The 294-nt window shown below is 42.2% G+C and carries 1 protein-coding gene; it reads right to left on the bottom strand.

Going from position 1 to position 294, the window contains the following annotated elements; translation table 11 throughout:
* Window positions 1-106: 106 nt before the first annotated feature.
* Window positions 107-294: ORF6C domain-containing protein (locus PZE06_RS28380; protein ID WP_275792454.1), on the bottom strand; the 188-nt coding region annotated here is incomplete at its 5' end.

Genomic DNA, 294 nt, shown 5'->3' with positions numbered 1-294 from the left:
GATTATTTCTGTCCCTATTGCCATCCTCGTGATCATGCCACTCGGGCAAAAGATGTACAAAGTCTCCAAGGCAACACAGGATGAAATGGCCACCTTTACAGCCAATTTAAGGGTCCTTATAGGATGCAACACCGAAGCGATCCTTGATTTCTCGGTGTAATTCTCTGAACAACTTTGAGCGTAATACTTGGTCACTCTCAATCTCGTAAACTCTTTGAGCAATTCCTTTTTGAAGCCTGCGTTGTTCTCCGCTGGTTAATGTGATTTGTTCATCAATCTTTTGTTCTAGAGAAA

This window comes from Robertmurraya sp. DFI.2.37 (genome assembly GCF_029211245.1).
Taxonomy (GTDB): domain Bacteria; phylum Bacillota; class Bacilli; order Bacillales; family Cytobacillaceae; genus Robertmurraya; species Robertmurraya methanolica_A.
Note: the sequence above shows the minus strand (reverse complement) of the source record. Positions and strands in the feature narration are given on the sequence as shown.